Source organism: Hominifimenecus sp. rT4P-3, assembly GCF_051055405.1.
Classification (GTDB): Bacteria; Bacillota; Clostridia; order Lachnospirales; family Lachnospiraceae; genus Pseudolachnospira.
Genome location: NZ_CP167068.1, coordinates 2,553,473 through 2,574,638, shown reverse-complemented (window position 1 = coordinate 2,574,638; position 21,166 = coordinate 2,553,473). Strand labels below are relative to the sequence as shown.

Annotated in this window: 16 protein-coding genes and 1 CRISPR repeat array; all 16 genes read left to right on the top strand. The window is 47.8% G+C overall.

All coding sequences use genetic code 11. The features are described 5' to 3' along the window. Positions 1-2 precede the first annotated feature (2 nt). The 16 genes from ACCC71_RS11835 to ACCC71_RS11760 all read left to right on the top strand — a co-directional run bounded on the left by ACCC71_RS11835 (position 3) and on the right by ACCC71_RS11760 (position 21,157). Complete coding sequence (locus ACCC71_RS11835; RefSeq protein ID WP_434309829.1) at positions 3-731, top strand: hypothetical protein; 729 nt, start codon at positions 3-5, stop codon at positions 729-731. A gap of 1 nt (position 732) precedes the next feature. Then, positions 733-1,587, top strand: coding sequence for a MucBP domain-containing protein (locus tag ACCC71_RS11830; RefSeq protein ID WP_434309828.1), 855 nt, complete (start codon positions 733-735; stop codon positions 1,585-1,587). Continuing rightward, on the top strand, positions 1,584-2,129 hold the full coding sequence (locus ACCC71_RS11825) for a signal peptidase I (protein WP_434309827.1): 546 nt from the start codon (positions 1,584-1,586) through the stop codon (positions 2,127-2,129). Before ACCC71_RS11830 ends, ACCC71_RS11825 begins: the two co-directional genes overlap by 4 nt. A gap of 38 nt (positions 2,130-2,167) precedes the next feature. After that, positions 2,168-3,397, top strand: a complete 1,230-nt coding sequence (locus tag ACCC71_RS11820) for an AfsR/SARP family transcriptional regulator (protein WP_434309826.1) — start codon at positions 2,168-2,170, stop codon at positions 3,395-3,397. Between the two features lie 48 nt (positions 3,398-3,445). Further along, entirely contained in the window at positions 3,446-3,976 is a 531-nt protein-coding gene (locus tag ACCC71_RS11815) for a hypothetical protein (RefSeq protein ID WP_434309825.1), read from the top strand. Between the two features lie 432 nt (positions 3,977-4,408). Continuing rightward, positions 4,409-7,036, top strand: coding sequence for a cation-translocating P-type ATPase (locus tag ACCC71_RS11810; protein WP_434309824.1), 2,628 nt, complete (start codon positions 4,409-4,411; stop codon positions 7,034-7,036). 509 nt (positions 7,037-7,545) lie between these two features. Continuing rightward, positions 7,546-9,717: a CRISPR-associated helicase Cas3' gene (gene cas3 / locus ACCC71_RS11805; protein ID WP_434309823.1), complete on the top strand. Its 2,172-nt coding sequence runs from the start codon at positions 7,546-7,548 to the stop codon at positions 9,715-9,717. Between the two features lie 391 nt (positions 9,718-10,108). Further along, positions 10,109-10,762 (top strand): type I-C CRISPR-associated protein Cas5c, encoded by a 654-nt coding sequence (gene cas5c / locus ACCC71_RS11800; RefSeq protein ID WP_434309822.1) that lies wholly within the window; start codon positions 10,109-10,111, stop codon positions 10,760-10,762. Then, positions 10,759-12,501, top strand: coding sequence for a type I-C CRISPR-associated protein Cas8c/Csd1 (gene cas8c / locus ACCC71_RS11795; protein WP_434309821.1), 1,743 nt, complete (start codon positions 10,759-10,761; stop codon positions 12,499-12,501). The genes cas5c and cas8c overlap by 4 nt, the downstream gene beginning before the upstream one ends. A gap of 1 nt (position 12,502) precedes the next feature. Further along, positions 12,503-13,393 (top strand): type I-C CRISPR-associated protein Cas7/Csd2, encoded by an 891-nt coding sequence (cas7c, locus tag ACCC71_RS11790; RefSeq protein ID WP_434309820.1) that lies wholly within the window; start codon positions 12,503-12,505, stop codon positions 13,391-13,393. A gap of 18 nt (positions 13,394-13,411) precedes the next feature. Then, positions 13,412-14,071 (top strand): CRISPR-associated protein Cas4, encoded by a 660-nt coding sequence (cas4, locus tag ACCC71_RS11785; protein WP_434309819.1) that lies wholly within the window; start codon positions 13,412-13,414, stop codon positions 14,069-14,071. Further along, a complete protein-coding gene (gene cas1c / locus ACCC71_RS11780; RefSeq protein ID WP_434309818.1) occupies positions 14,068-15,099 on the top strand; it encodes a type I-C CRISPR-associated endonuclease Cas1c in 1,032 nt (343 codons plus the stop codon). Before cas4 ends, cas1c begins: the two co-directional genes overlap by 4 nt. Position 15,100: 1 nt before the next feature. Further along, positions 15,101-15,391 (top strand): CRISPR-associated endonuclease Cas2, encoded by a 291-nt coding sequence (gene cas2, locus ACCC71_RS11775; protein ID WP_434309817.1) that lies wholly within the window; start codon positions 15,101-15,103, stop codon positions 15,389-15,391. A 196-nt stretch (positions 15,392-15,587) separates the two neighbouring features. Next, a CRISPR array of direct repeats spans positions 15,588-16,148; the repeat unit is 32 nt; unit sequence GTCGCCCCCGTGGAGGGGGCGTGGATTGAAAT. A 343-nt stretch (positions 16,149-16,491) separates the two neighbouring features. Continuing rightward, complete coding sequence (locus ACCC71_RS11770; protein WP_434309816.1) at positions 16,492-17,019, top strand: nitroreductase family protein; 528 nt, start codon at positions 16,492-16,494, stop codon at positions 17,017-17,019. Between the two features lie 364 nt (positions 17,020-17,383). Then, positions 17,384-19,438, top strand: coding sequence for a hydantoinase/oxoprolinase family protein (locus ACCC71_RS11765; RefSeq protein ID WP_434309815.1), 2,055 nt, complete (start codon positions 17,384-17,386; stop codon positions 19,436-19,438). Between the two features lie 15 nt (positions 19,439-19,453). Continuing rightward, positions 19,454-21,157 carry a hydantoinase B/oxoprolinase family protein gene (locus ACCC71_RS11760; protein WP_434309814.1) on the top strand — a complete coding sequence of 568 codons (1,704 nt, stop codon included), beginning with the start codon at positions 19,454-19,456 and terminating at the stop codon, positions 21,155-21,157. Positions 21,158-21,166 lie beyond the last annotated feature (9 nt).

Genomic DNA, 21,166 nt, shown 5'->3' with positions numbered 1-21,166 from the left:
AAATGAAGAAAGCGATAACTGCTATCCTTCTTGCCGGGGCGCTTTGCATGCAGGCGGAGCCAGCATTTGCAGAAACGATTTATGGAAGTTCCGACTGGAAAGTGACGTTTACAAAAGAAAGTAAGATGGAAAGCAGCTTTGATACGAACGATCTGGACCAGGCGGTATATAGCATGCAGCCTGGAGATATGGCTGTTATCACACTTTCCCTGGAAAATGTCAATGAGACTGCCACCGACTGGTATATGACAAATAAGGTTTTGTCTTCTCTGGAAGACGGAAGTTCTGGAAACGGCGGCGCGTACACGTATACATTGACCTATCATGACAAGGATGGCAATGCTACGGTCTTGTTTAGCAGCGATACGGTAGGCGGCGATACGGATACCTCTGGCGTAGGTTTGCATGGAGCGAGCGGAGCTTTAGAAGATTATTTTTATCTGGATACCCTGGCCACAGGCCAAAAGGGCTCCATTACTTTGGAAGTTGGACTGGATGGTGAGACCCAAGGGAATGACTATCAGAACACTTTGGCGGATTTGCAGATGAACTTTGCGGTGGAGTTAAATGAATCCGGCACGACTCCAGGCAGCGGCAAAGTGATTAAGACGGGTGATGATACGAATTTGGCACCCTTTATCGTTATGGCCGCTGTCAGCGGCACGTTGCTTTTGCTTCTGAGCATTTATGGGAGAAAAGTACGTGGGGATGAGGAAGAGGAGGCGCAGTGATATGAGAAAAAAACTGTTTGTACTACTGTGCGGCCTGTGCCTGACTTTAGCTTTTTCTGTTCCTGTCATGGCAGCGGAGGAGGAATATACCTATACGGTGCGTATCTTTGCTGGGGCGCAGGGAACCATTGGAGGCCAGGAAGTCGTGGTCTACAAGGATTTGCCTTATAATGCCCGCATAAACTTTAACCCAAAGTCCGTATCTTTGAATGATGATAGTAAATACTATTTTAAAGGTCTTCGGGAAAGCGGAAGTGACAATAGCGAAGCTTCTTCTTTGCTTTCTTTTGCAGTCACGGGGGATCAAGATTATGTGGTAGCCTATGGAATCCGGGGAAATTCTGTTGCTTATACAGTGAATTATCAGGATGAGGATGGGAATACCTTAGCGCCCAGCGAGACCTTCTACGGAAATGTGGGAGACCGGCCGGTGGTTGCATTTTTGTATATTGAGGGGTATCAACCCCAGGCCTATAATCTGACCGGGACTTTGTCGGAAAATGCGGCGGACAATGTTTTTACTTTTACCTATTCCGCTGCTGTTACCGGTGTTGTTCAGACGCCGGAACCGCCGGCAGGCGGCGAGGAAGAACCGACGCCTCCCCCCATAGAGGTGATTGAGCCGAACCCAGTCCCTGAAGTAAACGGGCCCAATGGGGGAACAGAAGATCTGGAAAATATTGATCAAAATGAAGTGCCTTTAGCGCAGGCTCTTGCGAATGCGAAAGAATTTGCCAGAAGATTGAATGATCTTCCTGTGGCGGGAAAAGTCGGCATTTTATCGGGCGCTATATTATTGCTAGGCGGCGCCTGGTGGCTGATATTCCATAAAAGACGGAAAAGAGAACGAAAATGAGCAATGGAAAACAACGTAAAAAGTGGGTACTGCCCGCTTTTTGCAATTTAGCGGGCATACTAATCTTGTTGTTGGTAATCCTATCTTGTCTGCCGGTGACTGTTCCGAAATTTTTGGGATATGAGATTTATCATGTAGTCAGCGGCAGTATGGAGCCGGAAATTCCGCTGGGAAGTATCCTCTATGTAGAGCGGGTGGAACCTGTAGAGATTCAAAGTGGAGATATCATTGCTTTCCAGCGTGGTGATTCTGTTGTTACTCATCGGGTGACAAAGAATCAGCAGGTGGAAGGGAAATTTACTACCAAAGGGGACGCCAATGCTGAGGAAGATATGAATACTGTGCCGTACGCCGCTTTATTGGGACGTGTAAAATCGCATTATCCAAAACTGGGAGCCCTGTTGGGTTTATATACCAGCAGCGTGGGGAAAGTCTATGTGCTGTGTTTTGCTGCTTGCGGCGCTATGCTTAATATTTTGGCGGGAAGAATCAGAGAACGCCGCCGGCTTTCTAGTAAAGGAGAGAACGGGACTGCTTCCTAACCCTTTTGATTAGCTTTGGCGGAAATAGGAGATTTCGAATGATAGAGAATCCGCGTTTGCAGGTGCAAATGTTTGGCAACTTTGAGATGGAATGGGACGGTAGAAAGCTGATTGCCGGTGGAAAAGCGAGAGAATCGCAGTTTTCTTATTTGATGCAGTTGATTTTGCATTATAGAAAAACTGGGGTCAGCAAAGAAAAATTGAAGAATTTGATTTTTGAGGGACGGGACATCGAGAATGAATCCCATGCTTTCCGAAGCGTTTTGTATAATGCCAGAAAGAAATTAAGAGATGCTGGATTGCCGGATGTGAATTATATTGAACAGCGCGACGGAGTTTTTTATTGGACGGATCAAATTCCAGTGGAGGAAGATGCCAGCGAAATGGAGGTGCTCTATCAGCGGGCAGAAGAGGAGAAGGATTTGCATACTAGGCTAGGTCTATATATAGACGCCTGTCATCTATATACAGATGAATTTTTGCGTTCCATGAGCAGCGTGCTTTGGGTAGCGCAGGAAGCCAAAAGATATCATAGCCTGTTTTGCTCTTGCGTGGAAAAAGCGGCGGAGCTGCTGCGGATTAGCCAGGAATATCTGCAAATGGAGGAACTGGGGAATTATGCCGCAAAGGTAGACCCCATGGCGGATTGGGAAACCGTCACTATGGAAGCGCTGATCTCTTTGGGAAGGCAGCAGGAGGCGCAAAAATTCTACAATGATACGGTGGAGTTTTATTTGCGGGAACAGGGGCTGCGTCCGACCGGGCAGATGGTGGAACTGATGGATAAGTTGGGAACGCAGATTGAACATCGCTATGCAGTTCTAGACGATATCCAGAGAGACTTAGCAAGGGAGGATGAACATTCTTCCGGCGGTTATCTTTGTTCCTATCCTGTTTTTCAGGGAATCTACCAGATGGTACGGCGTATGATGGAGCGCGGCGGCCAGTCTGTATTTTTGATGCTCTGCGTCGTAGTGGACAGTAAGGGAAATCCCATGGAAGACGGCCCGAAGCTGGAAGAGCTGTCCCAGCGGTTGGGGGATTCCATCCGGCGGGCGGTTCGGCAAAGTGACGCGATCAATAAATATGGAAAAGGACAATATCTGGTTCTTTTGGTAAATACCACCCGTGAAAATTGCGAAACAGTACAAAAGCGGATCAATCAAAATTTTATTGTAGGCTGGCAGCGCACGGGGATTCAGTATTATGTCAATAGCGTAATATGTACCTTAGATCAAAATGGTATAACAAAGGATGCCTTCCGTTGATAAGAGCAATGCCTTTGTCAACGGAAGATAAAGGGGATGGTTAAGTGTATGGAAGGGTCACAGTGTTATATCGGCGTGCCGAATGGAGTGGTTCTGTGTGTGGATACAGTGGTAGAATATCAGCTGCAGGGCAGATTTTATCATTCTTACAGCCGAGAAGCAACAAAAGTTCACAATACAGATGAGTTGATTTTTGAATTGGAACAGTTTTTTGACGAGATTCGGTTTCCGCATCCCGCTACAAACAATCGAAATTTTTTTGATGAAAAGCCGGGATTTGTTGTACCGCAGGAAAGGAAGAAAGTGATGAAAGATGAGGAATTGCTTCGCAAACATGGCGATATGGGAACTTTTATTATCCGTGTGCAGCACCGGCAAAATAGCAGCTGGCAGGGGCGGATTACTTGGGCGGATAAAAATAAGACTGTAAATTTTCGCTCTATATGGGAGATGATCAAGCTAATTGCAGGCGCGCTGGATACGGTAAGCACGCAGGAAGGCGGCGCTGCCGAATCGACCTGGGCGGAGGAGAGCGACGATTTTTCCGGAAAAGAGGAAGGGAACGATGGAAATTCATAAATGATTTTTGGGCTGTAACGCTGAATGGTACCTATTATAAGAACGAGATGATGAGAAAGCCCTTTTTGGGGAAAGATATCCAAAAGAGCTTTCTCATCGTCTCTTTTTTTATTTTATAGGATTGGGTATCAAAGGGTCTCTTTGGGAAATGTGTCGGAATATTTTGTAGAGTTTCGGAGCGAGTACTTCTAGGATTTCGCTAATTTGTGAAAAGCATTCACAAAAATAAGAAACTCGCTGCGCTCAGACAGTCTTATTTTTGTTCATAAGACAAATTCTCGAAATCTAAGAAGTACTAACGCTCCTGCAAATACAAAATATTCCGACACATTTCCCAGAGAGACTTTTTGACATCCAAATCTTATAGAATAAAAAACGCTCCGCTATGGAGCGTATTGCGACGCAGCGAAAGTCCTGGAAAAGGAGTGCAAAATGACGGACAAAAACGATTACCAACAGAGTGTGGAAGAGATATTTCAAAAGGAAAACACAACCGCTTCCGGCTTGTCCTCTGAGGAAGCGGCGAAGCGTCTTGCTAAATATGGTCCCAATGTCTTGACGGAAGGCAAAAAACTGCCGGTATTTCTTCTGTTTCTGAAACAATTTCAAGATCTTCTGGTGATCATTTTGCTGTTGGCTGCCGGAATCTCTTTTGCGTCCGGCCAAAAAGAGAGCACGCTTGTGATTTCCGTAGTCTTGATTTTAAATGCGGTTTTAGGTACCGTACAACATGTCAAGGCGGAAAAATCTTTGGAGAGTTTAAAGGCGATGGCTTCCCCGGCGGCAAAGGTGATGCGGGATGGCCAAATGATAGAACTGGCTTCAGAAAAGATTGTGCCGGGAGATATCGTGAGTCTGGAAACAGGGGATTTGGCGGTAGCAGACGGGCGTCTCGTTGAAAACTTTTCTTTAAAGGTAAATGAAAGTTCGCTGACCGGGGAGTCCGAGAGTGTGGAAAAATCTGTGGAGCCTCTCGAAGAGACGAAAATCCCCTTGGGAGACCAGAAAAATATGGTGTTTTCCGGATCCTTGGTCACCTATGGCCGCGGTACCATGGTTGTGACGGGAACCGGTATGAATACGGAGATCGGCAAGATCGCTTCTTTGATGAATCAGACGGAGCAGAGAAAAACGCCGCTTCAGATCAGCATGGATCAGTTCAGTAGGAAACTGGCAATCGTGGTCCTTGGAATCTGTGTTTTGATATTTGGCCTTTCTATCTATCGAAAAATGCCCATTTTAGACGCCATGATGTTTGCAGTAGCGTTGGCGGTAGCCGCGATTCCGGAGGCGCTTAGTTCCATTGTGACGATTGTGCTGGCCATGGGGACTCAAAAAATGGCGAAACAAAACGCCATTGTAAAAGAATTAAAAGCGGTAGAAAGCCTGGGCGCTGTCTCGGTGATCTGCTCGGATAAGACCGGAACGCTGACCCAGAACCGGATGACGGTACAGGAGGTGTACGCAGACGGTAAAGTGTTTGCTGGAACCGATTTGGACCTTCAAAACCCTCTTCACCGAACCCTTTTGACAGCGGCTGTCCTGGACAATGACGCGACGGAAAATGAGGGGATGGGAATTGGCGATCCGACGGAGATTGCTCTGGTGGTTTTGGGAGAGCAGTTGGGAGTAGAAGAGACCATTTGCCGAAAGGAATACCCCCGTATTGGAGAACTGGCTTTTGATTCCGAGCGAAAACGGATGAGTACTTTGCATGAGATCAATCAAAGACCGGTGATGTTTACCAAGGGTGCGGTAGACGAGATGCTGGACCGCACCGTGGCCATAGGGACGCCGGAGGGAAATGAGCCGATCACAAAGGAGAAAAAGGATGAGATTTTACGTGTAAATCAACAATTCTCAGAGCAAGGCCTGCGCGTGCTGGCCTTTGCCAAAAGAGAACTTGCGCAGAACAAGGAGCTTACCTTTGAGGATGAAACGGATTTGACTTTCTTAGGACTCGTTTCCATGATCGATCCACCCCGTGAGGAGGCAATTCGGGCGGTGGCGGATACGAAAACCGGAGGAATCCGCACGGTGATGATCACTGGCGATCATAAGACGACCGCCGCTGCAATTGCAGAAAAAATCGGTATCTTTCAGGAGGGAGATATCTGTCTGAACGGCCGGGAACTGGATGGAATGAGTGAGGAAGAGCTGGATGAAAAATTAGCGCAAATTTCGGTCTATGCCCGTGTTTCGCCGGAACACAAAATTCGAATTGTATCGGCCTGGCAGCGCCAGGGAGCCGTTGTGGCCATGACTGGGGACGGTGTAAACGACGCGCCGGCTTTAAAAGCAGCGGATATCGGCGTGGCGATGGGAATTACGGGAACGGAAGTCAGCAAAGACGCGGCGGATATGATCTTATCAGACGATAATTTTGCAACCATTGTCCGGGCGGTGATCAATGGACGGAATGTCTATGCAAATATTTTAAACGCCATCCATTTTTTGCTTTCCGGAAATATGGCGGGAATTCTCTGCGTTCTGTTTGCCTCTCTTGCCGGTTTGCCAGTACCTTTTGCAGCGGTACACTTACTCTTTATCAATCTGTTGACAGACAGTTTACCGGCGATTGCCATCGGTATGGAGCCGGCGCAGGCAAATTTGCTCTGTCAGAGGCCGCGCAATCCGAAAGAAAGCATTCTCAATCAGGCGTTAGCAAGAAAGATTTTTGGACAGGGCATGTTGATCGCGGCGGCTACGTTGGGAGCCTATTTTCTTGGGTTGTCGGAGAGCGGCGCGGGGTTAGCCAGCACTATGGCCTTTGCAACTTTGACATTATCTCGGCTGTTTCACGGGTTCAATTGCCGCGGCGGCGCTTCGATTTTCCAGCTTGGACTGGGAAGGAATCCCTATTCTCTGGGAGCATTTGGCCTGGGTCTTTTGCTGCTGGCGGCCGTGCTGTTTTTGCCAGGACTAAAGACGCTTTTCCTGGTACAGCCTTTGACCGGTGCGCTGCTGGGATGGGTGGTACTGCTGTCCGTGCTGCCGACGGTGGTGATTCAGGCGGTAAAGGTGATTCGGGAGCGACATAACGCTTCGAGCAATAAATAATTAAAGAGTAAGGAAAGAGTTCTTCTGAGTTTATGTGTATGTTCAGAAGGGCTCTTTTTTGTTTGATAGGATTCCGATAAAGGGGCTCTGCGAGGAAAGGTCCCGGAATATTTTGTAGAGTTTCGGAGCGAGTACTTCTGGGATTTCGTAAATTTGTAAAAAGCATTCACAAAAATAAGAAACTCGCTACGCTCAAACAGTCTTATTTTTGTTCATAATACAAATTTTCGAAATCGAAGAAGTACAAACGCTCCTACAAATACAAAATATTCCGAGACCTTTCCTCGCAGAGCCCCCTGATACCGGAACTTCTATAGGAACTTATTTGATCACTCTTTCGGAAATCAGAAACTGTTTTACTTGGAAACCTGCGAAGGCGGAACATGAAAGAAGCGCAAATTTCTTTGATATAAACAGAAATATGTAGAATCCACATGAAAAGCGCGCAAAAAATGTTGAAATATGGTATACTTAATTATTAGAAATTGTTGGATGGGAGTACATCGAATATGTTCTTTTTGAAAGATGGAAAAAGGTATCTCGCTCATATTCGGGCCGATGGACAGGAACAGACCGTGGAGGAACATGCTTCTGGGGTTGCGAATCGGGCGTCGGGATTTGCGGCTCCCTTTGGGTCTGCCGCGATGGGATACCGGGTTGGCATCCTTCACGATACGGGCAAATTCAGCTTGGAATTTCAGGCGCGTTTGCACGGCGGAAAAAGAGTTGATCATGCGACGGCCGGAGCGAGGGAGGCATTTTTTCAATATCAGGATATCGATAGCGCCATGTGTATCGCGGGCCATCACGGCGGTTTACCGGATCTGGGAAGTCGGTTGGACGGTGTCTATGGAGGTACGCTGGTGGCAAGGGTCCATCAGGAACCGGGAGAGCAGATTCCGGACTACACGAAAGTTGTGGAGAAAATACAACTTCCGGAAGCCAAGCCGCCGGCTTTTAGCAGAGAAGGAGCCTTTGCCACTGCATTTTATATTCGGATGCTTTTTTCCTGTTTGGTGGATGCGGATTTTTTGGATACCGAATCTTTTATGAACGGAGAACGGCATCGAGGCGGGTATGAAGACATTCCTTCTTTGGTGGAGCGGCTGCAAAAGAAAGTGGAACCTTGGTGGGAGGCAAAAAGCGCGATCAATGAAAAACGCTGCGAGATTCTAAGGAGATGCTTTCAATGCGGGGAAGGAGAAAAGGGGCTCTATTCCTTGACCGTGCCAACCGGTGGAGGAAAGACCGCGGCTTCTTTGGCCTTTGCTTTGACCCATGCGAAACAGCATGAAATGCCCAGGGTGATCTATATTGTGCCTTACGTCAGTATCATTGAGCAGACCGCGGAAGTATTTCGAGGATTTCTCGGAGAAGAAAATGTTATTGAGCATCACTCCAATGTTTCTTACCAAAAAGAAGGCGGCAAGGAAGACTGGGACTATGAAGGGGAATCATTGGTGCAGCGTCAGGCATGGGCCACAGAGAACTGGGATGCTCCGGTGATTGTGACCACGGCGGTCCAGTTTTTTGAATCCCTATATGCCAATAAGAGTTCCAAATGCCGGAAGCTTCACAATATAGGAAACAGCGTCCTTGTCTTTGACGAGGCGCAGATGATTCCTTTGACCAGCCTAAAGCCATGCACCGCAGCGATTGCGGAACTGGTGAAGCATTATGGGTGTACCGCGGTTTTATGTACGGCCACCCAGCCGTCCTTGGGGGAATTCTTTGCTCCCGTTCCTATCCGGGAAATTTGCACGGATGTGGAAGCGCTGTTTGATTTCTTCCAACGGGTTACTTATCAGGACTTAGGGCGTATCAGCGATGAGGATTTAGTTGCCCGCCTCCAAAAAGAGCAGCAGGTTTTATGTGTGGTGAATACAAAGGCAGAAGCGCAAAAGCTATATCAGGCGCTGCAGGGGGAGGGCTGTTTTCATCTGTCGACTCTGATGACGCCCAATGATCGAAGGCGTGTGATCCAGGAGATTCGTGAAAGGCTGAAGATGGGACAGGAGTGCCGGGTGATATCCACCAGCTTGATCGAGGCGGGAGTGGACTTGGACTTTCCAACGGTCTACCGGGAATTCGTGGGTCTGGATTCTATCTTGCAGGCCGGAGGGCGATGCAACCGGGAAGGAAAGCGTTCCAAAACGGAGAGCATGGTCTTTGTATTCCAGACGGAGGGGAAGGTACCGCAGATGTTCCGTCCGAATGTGGAAGCCACAAAGTATGTGATGGGACGATTTTCAGAACTAAATCAGCCGGAGGCGATTCAGGCATATTTTGACTTTTTACATAAAATGCGGGAGGCAGAGCTGGATTCGGCTCATATCATGGAGATGCTGGAGAAAGGCGCAAATGGAAGCATTCTTCCTCTGCGCACGGTTGCGGAAAAATTTCGTATCATTGAGTCGGAGACAAAGACCGTGTATATCCCTACGGAGCAGAATCAAAACGAAATCGAGCAGCTGCGTTTGGGCTTTTGGTCAAAAGGACTTTTGCGCCGTTTGGGACAAGACGCGGTAAACATCTATCCAAATCATTGGAAAAAGCTGGACCAGATGGGGGCGTTGGAAATGCTAAATGAGAATGCGGCGGTTTTGAGCCGAACGGATATGTACCGGGTAGAGACGGGGCTAAATCTGGACGGCGAGGAGGGCATCGCGTGGTTCTTATAAGGGAAAAAGGCGCTTTCACATCGGCTAGTGGTGTACGAAAGGAAAGGCTCCTTTCACCGTCTGCCAGGTGTGATATAGCACCTTTTATTCACCCATTACACATTTCAATCCTACACTAGTTGATAGTGACGTGCTTATCTTACCAAATAAAAATAAATTTCGCAATATAAGAATTGTAGTGTTTAGAAACATAAAAATATTCGTGTAATGAAAAATAAAAGGTTTAAAAATAATGCTTGCTAAAAAGCTAGAATTATGCTACTATAAGTGCAGGTGCAGAGAAATGTAATCTGTCCCTACATAGCAGTGGTGATAGGAAAAAATAACTCCCGCTATTGCCACTGCTATGATAAGGATGAAAATATAGATACAGAAGAAGGGAAGTGATTGGATGAGTGTACGAGTAGAGGTGTGGGGCGATTATGCCTGCTATTCCCGGCCGGAAATGAAGGCGGAACGAGTAAGTTATGACTGTATGACTCCCAGTGCTGCGAGAGGGATTCTGGAAGCTGTGTACTGGCACCCCGGCCTTACCTGGCGGATTGACCGGATCTACGTTCTCAGCCCGATTCAGTTCACCAACATCCGGCGAAATGAGGTAAAATCCAAGATTTCTGCTCGGAATGTCCAGGCGGTGATGAATCGGGGGGCGGGGATGCTGTACATTGCAACCTCGGATGATATCCAGCAGCGGGCGTCGATGGTGTTAAAGGATGTTCATTATATTATTGAAGCCCATTTTGAGATGACCGATCAGGCAAATGCCAGCGATAACCCAGGAAAATTTCAGGATATTATCAAACGGCGTTTAAAAAGAGGACAATGTTATCATACGCCATACTTAGGATGCCGGGAGTTTCCAGCTCGTTTTCGCCTGTACGAAGGAGAGGAGATTTTGACGGCATATCCGGATTCTGATCGGGAGTTGGGGTACATGCTGTATGATCTGGACTATCGCGATCCGGAGAATATTCAGCCGATGTTTTTCCGGGCAACGCTGGAAAAAGGGGTGCTGGATGTCAGAGACTGTGAGGTGGTTAGATGATTTTGCAGGCGCTGGTAAAATATTATGAGGCTTTGGTGGCAAAGGGCGTATTGGCCCGGCCAGGATGGAACGCTGTGAAAGTTTCCTACGCGCTTCGGATCGATGAGGAAGGGAAGCTTCTGCAAGTACTTCCCTATAAACAGGAAGTCATGCGTGGGAAAAAGCAGGTGTGGATTCCACGGGAAATGAATCTTCCGGCTCCCTTTAAACGGTCTGTGGGAATTACCCCTAATTTTCTCTGTGACAATTCCAGCTATATATTGGGGATTGATCAAAAGGGAAAACCAGAACGGACGCGGGAATGCTTTGCGGCAAGCAGGGCTTTTCACGAGAAGATCCTGGCGGAGGCGGATAGTCCGATGGCAAAAGGCATTCTCGCTTTTTTTCGGACCTGGGATCCGGAGCAGGCGGCTCAACATCCGGAACTTGCAGAAGTTTGGGACGAGATTCAGGACAATGCCAATCTGACTTTTCAGATGGATTTGACATTGGCCAGTGAAGATACAGAGATTCAGGAGGCCTGGCAGAGGTATTATGACGGCGGGGAGGGCGATCAGGTCGAAATGCCTTGTCTGGTCACGGGAAAGAGAGCGCCTGTGGCGCGTTTGCATCCGAATTTAAAAGGCGTCCGAGGCGCGCAGTCTGTCGGTGCATCTCTCATTTCCTTTAACGCGCCGTCCTATGAGTCTTATGGAAAGGAGCAGGGATTGAATGCACCAGTCAGCGAATATGCTGCTTTTGCCTATGGGGCCGCGCTGAATTACCTGCTCTCTCAGCCGGAACGGACCCAGATCATAGGAGACGCTACGGTGGTTTCCTGGGCAGAGGATGGCGACGAAGGAAAACAAGATTTGTTTGCCGGTCTGTTTGCTGGATCGGGGGAGAACACGCCGATGACAGAAACCGAGTTGACTGGATTGCTGTCCCGTTTGGCGGGGGGACTTCCCATTGACTGGAATGGAATTATGGTGGAGCCGTCCAACCGCTATTATATTTTGGGCTTGGCTCCCAATGCAGCGAGGGCTTCGGTGAGATTTTTCCTGCAAAGCGATTTTCAGACCTTAGCAAAGCATTTAAAGGCGCATTACGAGCGATTGGAGATTGTTCGGCCTTCCTGGGATCGCTGGAAAGATATTTCGCTCAATCGTTTGCTGATGGAGACGGTAAATCCTAATGCTAGGGAGAAGACGCCGTCCCCGGAAATGGCGGGAGAGCTGATGCGGTCCATTCTCAGCGGAACGAGATATCCAACGACATTGTATATGAACACAATGCTGCGCATCCGTGCGGAACGTCAGATCAACCGGGGAAAAGCGGCGATTATCAAAGCATTTTTGCTGAAAAACTACGAGGAAAAATATCAGGGGGTGAATATGGTGGGATTAAATACAGAAAGGACGGATACATCGTACGTATTGGGGCGGCTGTTTTCTGTGCTGGAGGCGATACAGCAGGAAGCAAATCCCGGAATTAATGCGACGATTCGCGACAAATATTTTAGCTCAGCCTGTGAGACGCCGGCAAAGATCTACCCAGTGCTGCTAAAATTGGCGGATAGCCATTTGAAAAAAATTCGAACCAGAGTAAGCACGTACATATTTTTCAATAACCAACTTTTAGATCTTCTGGGAAGGGTAAAACAATTTCCCATACATGTTACACTGGAAGAGCAGGGCGATTTTCTTTTAGGTTATTACCATCAGACGCAGGAACGTTATACGAAAAAGGAGGAGAAGTAAAATGGCAGAAGTGATTAAAAATCGGTATGAGTTTGTGATTCTCTTTGATGTGGAAAATGGAAATCCCAATGGTGATCCGGACGCTGGAAATATGCCTCGTTTTGATCCGGAAACGGGTGTTGGTTTAGTCACGGACGTATGCCTGAAGAGAAAAATCCGGAATTATGTAGAGACCGTAAAGGAAGATCAGATGGGGTACCGGATTTATATTAAAGACGGTGTTCCGCTGAATCGCAGCGATGCCGAAGCTTATCGGGAATTGGAAGTGGATGATAAGACCATCAAGGATAAAAAGAAGAAAGATCCGGATGTTGATCGTAAGATTCGGGACTTTATGTGCAGCAATTTTTATGATATACGTACTTTCGGAGCTGTGATGACTACTTTTGTGAAAGCGGCCTTGAATTGTGGGCAGGTCCGCGGGCCGGTACAATTGGGATTTGCCCGTTCGGTGGAACCGGTGATGCCCCAGGAGGTAACCATTACCCGTGTCGCTATCACAACGGAAGCAGACGCAGAGAAAAAAGGAACGGAGATGGGAAGGAAGTATATTATTCCCTATGGACTGTATCGGGCGGAGGGTTATGTTTCCGCGAATCTGGCAAGGAAAGTGACCGGTTTTACAGAAGAGGATTTGGAGCTTTTGTGGACGGCGATTTTAAATATGTTTGAGCATGACCATTCGGCTGCCCGCGGAAAAATGTCCGTTCGTGAGTTAATTATCTTCCGGCATGACAGTGAGATGGGAAATGCGCCTGCGTATAAATTATTTGATGCGGTGACAATTGAACGGAAGAATCCGGATATGCCGGCCCGCCGTTACAGCGACTATGAAGTGACAGTACGACAAGAGCAAATTCCGGATGGAGTGACCTGCATCCGCCGGTCATAAAGGCGGAGGGAAAGCGGCATGGAAGAAGACGAGTACCTGATGATTTCCGGAGTACAGCATTTTGCTTTTTGCCGTCGGCAATGGGCGCTGATTCATATTGAAAATTTGTGGGAAGAGAATCTCCGAACCGTGGAAGGCGCGCTTTTTCATAAGCGTGCCCACGAAGAAGAGCTGACGGAAAAGAGGGGGAATCTGTTAATTACCCGTGGAATGAAAGTGGCCTCCAGAAGAATGGGGGTGACTGGAGTTTGCGATGTAGTAGAGTTTCATCAGGATCCAGACGGAGTGACGCTTCGAGGCTGGGATGGATGTTGGAAGCCATATCCGGTAGAGTATAAAAAGGGGATGCCAAAAGCAGAGGATGCGGATCGCCTTCAACTTTGTGCACAGGCCATGTGTCTGGAAGAAATGCTGCTGTGTTCAATTCCAGAGGGAAGTTTATTTTATGGTGAGAATCGCCGGCGGGAGAGAGTGGAGTTGTCGGAACCTTTGCGCATGCAGGTAGAGGAGATGTTTCGAGAAATGCACGATTTTTTCCGTCGGGGATATACGCCAAAAAGCAAACGAACCAAAAGCTGCAATGCCTGTTCCCTGAAAGCAGTTTGCCTGCCGCAGTTAGAAAAGACTCCTTCGGTTCAGGATTACTTGAACCGTGCAGTAAGGGAGGAAGAAGATTGAAGACTTTGCTGAATACGCTGTTTGTGATGACGGAAGATGCCTATTTGACTTTGGATGGAGAAAATGTGGTAGTGAACCAAGGCGAGAAGGTGATGGGGCGTTTTCCCCTACATACGTTAGAAGGAATTTATTCGTTTTCTTATGCAGGCGCTAGTCCCGCCTTTATGGGAGCCTGTGGGAAGAGAGGCGTTAATCTCTGCTTCCTGAGTCCAAGGGGGCGGTTTTGGGCTAGGGTTAATGGGGCAAGCCAGGGCAATGTATTGCTGCGAAGAAAACAGTATCGTCTGGCAGATCGGGAGGAAGATTGCTGTGCAATTGCTCGATACTTTATTTTTGGCAAAGTATATAATTGTCGTTGGAGTATCGAGCGGACGTTGCGAGACCATGGATTGCGGGTAGAGGAAGAAAAGCTGCGGAAAGCATCGGTAGGTCTATCCGATTCCTTGCCAGAGATACTGGCGGCAAAAAATTTGGAAAGTCTTCGAGGGATCGAGGGGAAGACGGCAGAGGTATATTTTCATGTCTTCGACCAAATGATTTTAAACCAAAAGGCGGATTTTGCCTTCCAAGGAAGAAATCGTCGTCCTCCAAGGGACCCGGTCAATGCCATGTTGTCCTTTGCGTATTCCCTTTTGGCCGCTGATTGTGCGTCTGCGTTGGAAGCTGTGGGGCTGGATTCTTATGTCGGGTTTCTCCACTGTGACCGGCCAGGGCGTACATCCTTGGCGTTAGATTTGATGGAAGAACTGAGGGGAGCTTTTGCTGATCGCTTTGTGCTGACGCAAATCAATAACCGTGTCGTGAAGAAAGCACATTTTACATGGCAGGAAAACGGAAGCGTTCTTTTAAACGAAGATGGACGAAAAGTATTTTTATCTGCTTGGCAGGAGCGAAAAAGAGATACGATTACCCATCCATATTTAAAGGAAAAAATCCCCTGGGGGTTGGTTCCGCATGTACAGGCGCTTTTGTTAGCGCGCTATTTGAGGGAGGATTTGGACGGATACCCTCCGTTCCTGTGGAAATGATATGCTGGTATTGATTACTTATGATGTGAATACGGAAGACAATGCGGGAAAAGGGCGTTTGCGGAGGATTGCAAAGCAGTGTGTGAACTATGGACAAAGAGTGCAGAATTCTGTCTTTGAATGTCTTTTGGACGCTGCACAATGCAAGGTGCTTCAAAGCAAATTGCTGGAGATCATGGACAAGGAAAAAGATAGCTTACGGTTTTACTATTTGGGAAAACGGTACGAAACCAAGATTGAACACTTTGGCGTAAAGGAGGGGTATAAACCAGAGGGAACATTGATGATTTGAATTGTATGAAAATAAGTGATATGTCTTGTGCGAAGGGGAAGCTATCATAAAAAGCTGAGAGGTTCGCACCTTGAAAAGTATGGGTAGAGATAAGAGAGAAGTAGTTAAATTTGTAATACATAGAGCGAAAACAGGATATGTGGTAAAATAGTTTTGAAAAGACAGTTATTATTGTACTATTGCGCCTGTTTTTGCAGTCGCCCCCGTGGAGGGGGCGTGGATTGAAATCTTTTTTGTCCACTTATCATCTGCCGTGGAGATACCGTCGCCCCCGTGGAGGGGGCGTGGATTGAAATAGCAGAAACTTGACAGGCAGATTAGGAGGATTGGTCGCCCCCGTGGAGGGGGCGTGGATTGAAATATCTTTTCCGGCTTTCTCATAGCTGTCTTTTAGGTCGCCCCCGTGGAGGGGGCGTGGATTGAAATTTGGCGTTATACTAATATCACGATATTTTTTCCACGTCGCCCCCGTGGAGGGGGCGTGGATTGAAATATTTATTTTCCCTCTCGACTGCTTTTTTGTACTGTCGCCCCCGTGGAGGGGGCGTGGATTGAAATTAGCGGGGGAAGGAATGGAAGTAGAGGATTTGGGTCGCCCCCGTGGAGGGGGCGTGGATTGAAATAAAGGGAAAAGTTTTCCCCTGAATAATCATTATCACGTCGCCCCCGTGGAGGGGGCGTGGATTGAAATCAGAAGCTGATTGAAACCATGAAATATAAGCCGGGTCGCCCCCGTGGAGGGCGCGTGGATTGAAATCGGAATGCGTCCATATAATACCGGTAAGCTTTCGTCGATCCTGCGGGAGAGTGGATTGAAATAGTCCATCCTTACAGAAACGTGCGCCGGAACCTCCGCTTCGTCGCTCCTGCGGGAGAATAGATTGAAATGCTTCTTCGATCGTCATTTTTTATAGTCGGACATATCATTTGTTAGAAAAGTTGATTAAAATACCAGATAGTGTGCAGCTAATTTTAAGAGAGCTATGTTTTCCCTAAAATGGAAAGATGAAAGTAAGTAGAATAAATTTGTTTCGTATGTTAAAATAGAAAAAAGAAGGTAGCCTAAAAGACAGAATTAGGTAAAACACAAGGAGGACATAATGATGGGTATGGATTTCTTGGACTTAGCGGAAAGGCGTTATTCGGTACGTAAATTTACGGATAAACCTGTGGAGCAGGAACAGATCGATAAGATCTTGCAGGCAAGCCATCTTGCGCCGACGGCGTGTAACCGCCAACCACAGCGAATTTTGGTGGTTAATAGTGAAGAGGGTATGAGGAAAGTAAGGAAGTGTACGGAATGTCACTTTGACGCTCCCACAGCCATATGGATTTGTTATGATAAAAAGGAATGTTGGGTGCGGAGTTACGATGGAAAAGATAGCGGAGATATAGACGCGAGCATTGTAACGACACATATGATGCTGGAAGCAGAGGAACTTGGAATCGGTACGACATGGGTAATGAATTTTAATCCAGATGCGGCGAAACGTGAATTTGACATGCCGGATCACATAGAACCGGTGGCTTTGTTGGTCATGGGCTATCCAGCGCCGGAGTCAAAACCTTCCTCCATGCACACAAAATTTAGACCGGCGGAGGAATTGGTCGTTTATAACAAATTTTAATCGATGAGCTAATCATACAAAGAAAGGGCAAAGTCAAAAAGTGGCTTTGCCCTTGTCAATTGAAGGTAGAAACTGGGTTTTTACCTTTGAAACTTGCCATGCGCCGGACTTTTTCGTGCAAGTTAACAGGGATGGGAAGGCACACAATAAGAAATACCGAAAAGATTCCCGGTAAGGCGGAAAAAAGTACGGATAGGACGAGCACACATTTCACTTTTGCCAGAGCGGACGGAGCAGAATAGACAAAAAAATAGAGGGAAAGGCTCACACTCACAGGAAAACGGCAGAGATGCCGTTTTTTTGACTTTTTCTGAGACAATTTATAGTATTTTACTGAAAAACAAAACGAAAGGGGGACAATCAAATGTATCGAATCGGCATTGATGTCGGCGGCACATTTACAGATGTCACACTTCTAAATTCAGAGACAGGAAAATACTACACGTACAAGTTGTCTTCAACACTGCAAGACCAATCGGTTGCAATTGCAAATGGAACGAAAGAAACTTTGGAATTATACGGAGTTCCGGTGGCTGAAATCGAATATTTTGGTCACGGGACTACGGTTGCTACAAATATGATCATCGAGAGAAAAGGGGCTAAAACGGCTCTGATTACGACAAAAGGCTTTCGGGATATCCTGGAAATTGGCCGTCAGACGCGTCCGTCCCTTTATAACATCATGGAAAATAAGCCGGAAACTCTCGTGCGAAGAGCTCTTCGTACGGAGGTGGACGAGAGAACGATGGCAGACGGCTCTGTTCTAAAAGGAGCAAAGAAAGAAGAAATCATTCCTCTCTTAAAAAAACTGAAAGAGGAAGGCGTGGAATCGATTGCCGTGTGTTTTCTGTTCTCCTTTATGAATGCAGAAAATGAAAAGATTGTAGAAGAGTGTATTCAGGAAGTATGGCCGGAAGTGTACTATTCCATTTCATCTACCATTCTTCCGGAATTTCGTGAATTTGAACGTCTCAGTACGACGGTAATCAATTCTTACCTTGGACCGCGCATGAAGATGTATATCAATAACCTGAAAGAAAGAATCCGGGGAATTGGCGTAACGGTAGAACCTTATATCACGCAATCCAACGGCGGCGTCATGTCGATCAGTTCCACAGTAGAGACCCCGGTCCAGACGGCGCTTTCCGGTCCCAGCGCCGGTGTGATGGGTGCGATTTATGTGGCGTCGGCAGCAGGATTTAAGGATATCATCACCTACGATATGGGCGGTACCAGTACCGATGTATCCATGGTCAGAAATGGAATCGCCGAATATACAACAAAGAGAAAAGTGTGCGGTTTGCCTTCGGGCGTTCCCATGATTGACGTTCATGCAGTAGGCGCCGGCGGAGGCTCCATTGCCCATATTGACAATGCGGGCGCGCTGAAGGTGGGCCCAGAAAGCGCCGGAGCAAATCCAGGGCCGGTTGCCTATGGCCTGGGAAATGATCAGCCGGTTGTTACGGACGCAAACCTGGTTCTTGGGCGTATCAACCCTCATTATGTTCTGGGAGGACGCTTGAAAATCGACGCCGAGCTGTCAAGGGCCGCCATGAAGGAAAAAATAGCAGACCCGCTGGGAATCTCTGTGGAGGAGGCTGCTCAGGGCATCATCAGCGTTGTAAATTCCAATATGGTAAGAGCCATCCGGGTTATCACCGTGGAAAAGGGCCATAACCCCACGGATTTTGCTCTGGTGGCATATGGCGGCGCGGGGCCTCTGCATGCAGTGCATTTGGCGCAGGATATGGGAATTCGCAACGTGCTGATTCCTCCGGCTCCGGGAGCGTTATGCGCGTTAGGGCTGCTGACAGCGGACATTAAGAAGAATTATGTAAAGACGGCGTTGATGCCTTATGATGAGGCGACTCCAGAGAAAATCAACGAAGCTTTGATTCCGTTGATGGAACAGGGACATCGTTGGTTGGAATCCGAAAAAGTACCGGCGGAGCGGAGATGTTTCCACAACATGGCGGAGATGCGTTATATTGGCCAGAACTATGAACTTCAGGTAGAAATTCCCGCCGGTGAGATTACACAGGAAGATTTGGAACAGATGAAACAAGATTTTTTCCGGTCTCACGAAATGACTTATGGTTACTATAATCCCAATGCTCCGATTCAGTTTGTAAATTTCCGCTGTGAAGCAATCGGCCAGGTACAGAAGCCAAAGTTGGCGGAACTGACAGAGACGATGGAGCATCCCAGAGAGGCGGAAATCTCCCGCCGTCCGGTTTATTTCCCGGAGACAGGATTGACGGATTGTCCTGTCTATGACCGCGCTAAATTTGGCCGCTGCGATCGGGTGGATGGACCGTGTATTGTGGAACAGATGGATTCTACCATCGTCATTCCGCCCAACACATGGTTTAAAGTGGATGTTTACGGAAACCTGGTTGTAAATGCCTTTGGAGACTAAGGAGGGGAAATAATCATGAAAGTAGACGCTATTTTGCTGGAGGTAATCGGCAATACATTTATGTCTATTGCCGAAGAGATGGGCGCAGTACTGGTGAAGTCAGCCTACTCGACGAATATTAAAGAGCGGAAAGACTGCTCCTGCGCTCTGTTTGACCGGTTTGGCAATACGATTGCACAGGCGGAGCATATTCCAATGCACCTGGGCTCGATGCTGTCTTTAATCGGTAAGATCCATGAATACTTTGAGGACAATGAAATTTTGCCGGGCGATATGTTTATTGCCAATGATCCCTATAACGGAGGAGGAACCCATCTGCCGGATATTGCAGTGGCGTCTCCTGTTTTCTGGGACAATAAAATTGTAGCCTGGGTTGCCAGTATTGCGCATCACAACGATGTCGGCGGCCGCGTCCCCGGATCCAACGCGGCGGACTCCGATTCTATTTATGCAGAGGGGATTCGGATTCCACCTGTGAAAATCTTTTGCCAGGGAGAACTCAATAAGGACGTATTAAATTTAATCTTACTGAACTGCCGGGTAAATCATATCCGCCGTGGAGATTTGAACGCTCAGTTTGCATGCAACAGAAAAGGCGTTCACCGGGTGGAAGACGTATGCCAGCGATATGGATATGATACCGTTACCTCTTGTATGGAAGAATTGCTGGATTATACCGAGAGAAAATTCCGGCTTGCTGTGGAAAAAATCCCGAATGGGCTCGTTTCCTTTCACGATTATATGGATTCCGACGGCGTCGGCGGACCGCCGGTTGAATTGCGCGTGACGCTGGAGGTCCGCGACCGGGATATTGTGCTGGACTTCACGGACAATCCGGATCAGGTAAACGGAGCAATCAACCTGCCGTTGTCCGGCCTTCAGGCAGTTGTGTATTATAGCCTGCGCAGTATTGTGGATCCGACGCTTCTGCCCAATGGAGGCTATTATCGCGCCATTGAGATTAAAACCCGCCCAGGCTGTATCCTTGGCTGCACGGAGCCGGCCGCGTGCGCGGGACGAAGCGACACAGCACAGCGCACGGCAGATTTGGTATTTGGCGCAATGGCGCAGATCGTTCCGGAACGGGTAATTGCTGGCTGTAACAGCTCGATTACAGGCGTATATTTCAGCGGAAATGATCCCAAGACAGGCGAGCTGTATGTTTACATGGAAACATTTGGCGGAGGTTCCGGCGCACGTTTCTGTAAGGATGGGTTGAATTGTGTCCAGACGCATATGACAAACACCTCAAATCTCCCGATTGAGAGTATGGAAATTGAATTTCCCTATATGACGGAGAGTTATACGCTTGTACCGGATTCCGGAGGCCCTGGAAAATATCGCGGGGGTCTGGCCATGCGCAAAGATATCCGCGTTCTGGATCATGACAGCCATTTTACATTAAAAGCGGATCGGCAAAAGACTCCGCCGTGGGGGCTGCATGGCGGAAAACCGGGAACGCCGGGCGTAATTACTATCTATCCGGATACGGAAGAAGCAGCGGTAATCGATTCGAAAAAATCCGGCACGCCTTTACGCAGCGGAGGCATTCTGCGCTGCCAGATGCCTGGAGCCGGCGGATATGGCAATCCACTGGAACGTGACCGCGCGTTGGTAATCGAAGATCTGGAAGAGGGCTATATCACTCCGGAAAGCGCTGTTCGCGATTATGGTATGACGGAGGAAGAGCTAAAGACAGTCCAGATTTTCAAAGGCTGAGAAAGGAGC

Coding starts and splice junctions, on each gene's coding strand:
- cas7c (WP_434309820.1), top strand. CDS start 12,503: ATGGCAGAAGTGATTAAAAATCGGTATGAGTTTGTGATTCTCTTTGAT.
- ACCC71_RS11815 (WP_434309825.1), top strand. CDS start 3,446: ATGGAAGGGTCACAGTGTTATATCGGCGTGCCGAATGGAGTGGTTCTG.
- ACCC71_RS11825 (WP_434309827.1), top strand. CDS start 1,584: ATGAGCAATGGAAAACAACGTAAAAAGTGGGTACTGCCCGCTTTTTGC.
- cas8c (WP_434309821.1), top strand. CDS start 10,759: ATGATTTTGCAGGCGCTGGTAAAATATTATGAGGCTTTGGTGGCAAAG.
- cas2 (WP_434309817.1), top strand. CDS start 15,101: ATGCTGGTATTGATTACTTATGATGTGAATACGGAAGACAATGCGGGA.
- ACCC71_RS11810 (WP_434309824.1), top strand. CDS start 4,409: ATGACGGACAAAAACGATTACCAACAGAGTGTGGAAGAGATATTTCAA.
- ACCC71_RS11820 (WP_434309826.1), top strand. CDS start 2,168: ATGATAGAGAATCCGCGTTTGCAGGTGCAAATGTTTGGCAACTTTGAG.
- ACCC71_RS11835 (WP_434309829.1), top strand. CDS start 3: ATGAAGAAAGCGATAACTGCTATCCTTCTTGCCGGGGCGCTTTGCATG.
- ACCC71_RS11760 (WP_434309814.1), top strand. CDS start 19,454: ATGAAAGTAGACGCTATTTTGCTGGAGGTAATCGGCAATACATTTATG.
- ACCC71_RS11830 (WP_434309828.1), top strand. CDS start 733: ATGAGAAAAAAACTGTTTGTACTACTGTGCGGCCTGTGCCTGACTTTA.
- cas3 (WP_434309823.1), top strand. CDS start 7,546: ATGTTCTTTTTGAAAGATGGAAAAAGGTATCTCGCTCATATTCGGGCC.
- ACCC71_RS11765 (WP_434309815.1), top strand. CDS start 17,384: ATGTATCGAATCGGCATTGATGTCGGCGGCACATTTACAGATGTCACA.
- cas5c (WP_434309822.1), top strand. CDS start 10,109: ATGAGTGTACGAGTAGAGGTGTGGGGCGATTATGCCTGCTATTCCCGG.
- cas4 (WP_434309819.1), top strand. CDS start 13,412: ATGGAAGAAGACGAGTACCTGATGATTTCCGGAGTACAGCATTTTGCT.
- ACCC71_RS11770 (WP_434309816.1), top strand. CDS start 16,492: ATGATGGGTATGGATTTCTTGGACTTAGCGGAAAGGCGTTATTCGGTA.